General features: G+C 67.8%; 4 protein-coding genes and 1 pseudogene. 1 reads left to right on the plus strand and 4 read right to left on the minus strand.

All coding sequences use genetic code 11. From position 1 onward, the window contains the following. The first annotated feature begins 219 nt into the window (after nt 1-219). Entirely contained in the window at nt 220-1,425 is a 1,206-nt protein-coding gene (locus ACH4C6_RS36240; protein WP_398112825.1) for a hypothetical protein, read from the plus strand. Nucleotides 1,426-2,255: 830 nt separating this feature from the next. Here ACH4C6_RS36240 and ACH4C6_RS36245 read toward each other — a convergent pair. The 4 genes and pseudogenes from ACH4C6_RS36245 to ACH4C6_RS36260 all read right to left on the minus strand — a co-directional run. Then, nucleotides 2,256-2,627 (minus strand): DUF6415 family natural product biosynthesis protein, encoded by a 372-nt coding sequence (locus ACH4C6_RS36245; protein ID WP_398112826.1) that lies wholly within the window; start codon nt 2,625-2,627, stop codon nt 2,256-2,258. 39 nt (nt 2,628-2,666) lie between these two features. Next, nucleotides 2,667-2,855 carry a hypothetical protein gene (locus tag ACH4C6_RS36250; RefSeq protein WP_366900742.1) on the minus strand — a complete coding sequence of 63 codons (189 nt, stop codon included), beginning with the start codon at nt 2,853-2,855 and terminating at the stop codon, nt 2,667-2,669. Between the two features lie 94 nt (nt 2,856-2,949). Then, a pseudogene (locus ACH4C6_RS36255) lies at nt 2,950-3,180 on the minus strand (Scr1 family TA system antitoxin-like transcriptional regulator); the annotation flags it as partial. A 21-nt stretch (nt 3,181-3,201) separates the two neighbouring features. Beyond that, nucleotides 3,202-3,362, minus strand: a 161-nt coding sequence (locus ACH4C6_RS36260) for a transposase (protein ID WP_398112827.1), incomplete at its 5' end; no start/stop codon positions are given.

Raw genomic sequence — 3,362 nt, forward strand, 5'->3', positions numbered from 1 at the left:
GCCGCTTGAGCTCCTCGCGCTCGGCGCTGGTCAGCTCACCGGACCCGCCCTCGCCCCGGCCCACCCTTCGCCCGGCGGTACCAGCCGCGTGAAGGCGGCGCATGCATTTCTGCAATACCAGGGCCAGGCGTGAACTGGTGCGTCAGAAAATCCGTATGGAGCCAACATGCGGCCCAGAAGCTCCAAACCGCGTAGTACATCGAGAGAAAAGGGATATTCGTGACGTCTCCCATTCCCACAGGCCAGGAAAATCAGGTGCAGGGAAGCACCATCCCTGTGCAGGGGTCGGGTCCGGGTACTCCGGCAGGGGCGGCCAATCTCCTGGCCTCACTCCCGGATGAACACTACAACACGCTAGCCCTGGCAGTCTTTTTCAAATTGGAGGGCTCGCAATACCTGGGCCACATGATCACGGAGAACAGCGTCAACCCCATCACTTTTCTGCCAATGAGGCACGCGCAGGTGCAGCTTACCTGGCCCGAGGAACGCGTCGTCAACGTCGGAGCCCGAGTGGGAGGCCTCAGTCCATCGATCGGCGGCGTTTTCGCGGAGGAGGGCGAGGCAATGATCCTGACGGCAATGGGATACCCCCTACATAAGGGAAAGATCGTGTCCCCCGGGGATCATGAAAAACGGCGTGAAAGGCACGCCGATGCCCTCCGCGTGGTGTATAAACTGGGCGATTGGCAGAGCCTGGGAAGAGTGACCCACGGGGGGGAATCCAAAAATACCCGTCTGCCGATCCAGTCCACAATTGTTCAGCTCACCTGGGACGCAGCACCCGTCAAAATCGGAGATCGAGTATCCAACCTCATAAATCGCTCGAATGGGGCGAAGGTGTCGGCTTCGGAAGAAGCGGTGCTGCGCATCAGAGGACATGCCGTCGACGAGCTCGAGCGGAAGCTGCTTCCCGGGCCTCGGACTCCTCGTGAGATCGATACCGGTACCCATGCTCAGCCCGGTGCGCATCCGGTAGCCGCCGCCTCGGGCAGCCTCCAAAGCCGGCGCACCAAAGCGGCTGCTCACATGGCAGAGCCTGGACCAGCCGCTTCTCCGTTGCTGTATCAGGCTGGTTGGGCTGCGGGCCCTTCCCAGCCCTTGGCCGTCCCTTGGACATACCAAGCCCACCACGCGTCCGGCCAGCCGACGTACGCCCCGGGGCAGCGTTCCGCCCCACAGCAGAACACTCCCGTTCCCGGTCCCACCCACTACACCGGATACAGCTCCCTGGCGCTGGCAGCAGGCCCCTACCTGAACCGTAAACATCTCGAAGCAGCGCACGGGCAGAACGAGACGACAGCACGAGCCGCATCGGTCCAGGCGGTAGCGGGAACACCGCATCCCCAGCCCAAGCAGAACCCGGAGGAAACCGACCCCGTCCACCAGACACGCACCAGCACACCAACGAACCGGCAGGCACGCTGACTACCCTCAGGGGATCCGCCCCACCGCCACCACGCAGCCCAGCCGGCGCCAGACCCGGCTGTCGTCCTGACCGTCGCGACCGACAGCACCCAACTCTGGGGGCATCGCGGGCTCACACAGCGAGCGCCGGTACTGTCCCCGGCCGCGTTCGTGCAGGCAGACGGCCTATCGGGATCGGAAGCGGGCTCACGCCGCATTCCGGGCCAGGATCGCTCTGTTCCAGGCCGGTGGGAAGATCCGCGGCCAGTGTGAGGCCCTGGAGCAGGTCCTTGCCGACCCGGTCGAAAGCAGGCACACGGCTCCCGGGCTTCACAGAACCGCCGCCGCCGACTTCGCATCGCTGACCCGGGAACTGGTTCATGCCGCGGTCATCGCGGACCAGGCGGCGGATGCGACCTGGGAGGAGATCGGCCGGCCCCACGAACTGCGCGGGGGACCTGGTCCCCGGCGCCGGTAGGCCGGCCCGCCACTGCCGCCGATACGGCGGCGGGGGGCGGGGGTGTAGTCCCGCACGATGCGGGGGGCCAGTGCTCGACTCCGCCCGCGCGCGGCAGGTGCTCGCTGAGGGCCGGCTCGTTCTTGCGGCGGTCCCCCACCGACAGGGGCACCCCGCTCAAGGCGGCGGCCTCCTGACGGCCCAGCAGGTCCTCGTCAGCGTCCGTCGACGGCGGGGACGGACGGCCAGCCAGGTACGCCTCGACCTGCTCGCCTTCGTAGAGGCGGGTCCGGCCCGCGTTGAGCGGCGCGGGGAAACCCTCCTCCTGGTGCCGGCCGCTGTTGAGCAGGGTCTGTAGCTATGGGAGTTGTTCCAGCGGGTGGTGCCGGAGGCGCTACTCTTCGAATCCCCTCTGAAAAAGAGACAGGGCTGCCGGGAGGGTTTCGGTGAGGCGGTCCAGCCGTTCGTAGAGGGCCCGGACCAGCCGAGCGCGGTTCTGGGCGCAGCGGGCGGTGCCCTGTAGCGGTTGGGAGAGGCGTCCGTCGGCTTCGCGGAGGATGACTTCGGCGAGGGCGCCGCGGCCGTCGTTCTTCGGCAGGGCGGCGGCGTGGCGCTGGACGTCGGCGGCGACCGCGCGGGCGTGCCCGGTGAGCTGGAGGGCGATCTGCTCGTAGTCGCGGAACGTGAGGTCCGGGTTTTTCCATGCGAGGACGTCGGTGACGAGGGCCTCGTGCGGGGCACGGTCCAGGGGCAGTTCCGTGTCCATCAAGCCGGTGGGGTCGTGGAGCACAGCGTGGGCCCCCGCTCACCGCAGGCCCGCCGCGTCGTCGTCCTGGTCGTGGTCGCCGGTGGCGGCGTCCGGGGCCTGGACGGCCAGGAAGCGGGCGTAGCCGCGTACGGCGCGCTCCAGCAGCGCGGGTGAGGGCCGGCCGAAGTCGGGCCGTTGGAGGCCGGGGCCGTCGGGTGCGGGGCTGGTGGGTGTGGGCGCGTTCATGGGGCACCGCCTCCGTTGCTGGTGCGTCGGTGTCGTTCGACGCTACGGAAGCCGCCGCTCCGTCCTCAACGAGATTGCGGGAAATTGCGGAAGTTCAGTCCAGGGCGTCGAGCGCGGCTCGGATGAGGTTGCGGGCGTCGTCGCCGTAGACGGCCATCTCCGCGAGGCCGGCGAACGCCTTCAAGTAGTCGGCGAGCTCGCGCGGCTGCGTCACCTTGATCTCCGCCGTCAGCGTCTCCACGACGGCCATGGTGTCGTCGTGGACGTAGAACGCCTCCAGCGGCCACACGGTGCGCTGCGCGGTGAACGGGATGATCCCTAGAGGTTGTCCCGTATGGGGTGTGAGTTATCCGGTGAGGGCTAGGTTGTGGAGCCGGGCGATGCCGAGCATGGCCTGGTGAACGCCGTTGCTCTTCAGTCGGCAGTCCCGCAGGATTTTCCAGTTCTTCAGCCGCGACAGGGCGTGTTCCACCCGGGCTCGCGCCCGGCGGTGGACGGCGTTCTCCG

Origin of the sequence: Streptomyces sp. NPDC017943, from assembly GCF_044328425.1 — a bacterium.
Classification (GTDB): Bacteria; Actinomycetota; Actinomycetes; order Streptomycetales; family Streptomycetaceae; genus Streptomyces; species Streptomyces djakartensis_A.

Coding starts and splice junctions, on each gene's coding strand:
- ACH4C6_RS36245 (WP_398112826.1), bottom strand. CDS start 2,627: ATGGACACGGAACTGCCCCTGGACCGTGCCCCGCACGAGGCCCTCGTC.
- ACH4C6_RS36250 (WP_366900742.1), bottom strand. CDS start 2,855: ATGAACGCGCCCACACCCACCAGCCCCGCACCCGACGGCCCCGGCCTC.